The 640-nt window shown below is 44.1% G+C and carries 1 protein-coding gene; it reads left to right on the plus strand.

From position 1 onward, the window contains the following. On the plus strand, window positions 1-640 hold a 640-nt coding region (locus I6F41_RS17965; protein WP_197108916.1), incomplete at both ends, for an HNH endonuclease.

Here is a 640-nt window from a genome sequence, read left to right on the forward strand (position 1 = left end):
CTATCTTACCAATTTCACATTGGAAGGTTGAAACTGCTAGCTTCGATATACACAAGATAACTAACCCAATTGTGACTGGTGCCGGCTACCAGCAAGGCGCACAGCTGGGCTACTACAACGTTAAAGCCTACGTATTGCAGCGTGACAATTATAAATGTCAAAGTGGACACAAAACGAAGCACAGCGCCAAGCTGCACGTACACCACAAAGTATTTCGTTCTCAGGGCGGCACTGATGCACCCTGTAACCTAATAACGCTATGCGAGACGTGCCATAATGATTTACATGCAGGAAAGTTTGAGCTAAAAGTGAAGCGCTCAAAGACAAAACATGCGACTGAAATAGGTATAGTCAAAGTCCAGTTAAAACAGTGCTGGGATTTTGAAGAAACGTTTGGCTATGTGACCAAATTTAAGCGCGAGCAAGTATTGGGCTTACCGAAAACTCATTACTATGATGCCGTGTCAATTTGTTGTGAAAATGGCGAGCTTGTACAACAAGCCAAACATGTTTTACGTAAACGTCATGTGGCTTCTGGTGACTACCAACAGACAAAGGGGGTTCGCTCCGAAAAGCGGATACCAGTCGGCAAGCTATTTGGCCTAAAAAAACACGACTTTGTACAAACACCACAAGGTAC

Source organism: Pseudoalteromonas sp. SCQQ13, from assembly GCF_015864415.1.
Lineage (GTDB): Bacteria > Pseudomonadota > Gammaproteobacteria > Enterobacterales > Alteromonadaceae > Pseudoalteromonas > Pseudoalteromonas nigrifaciens.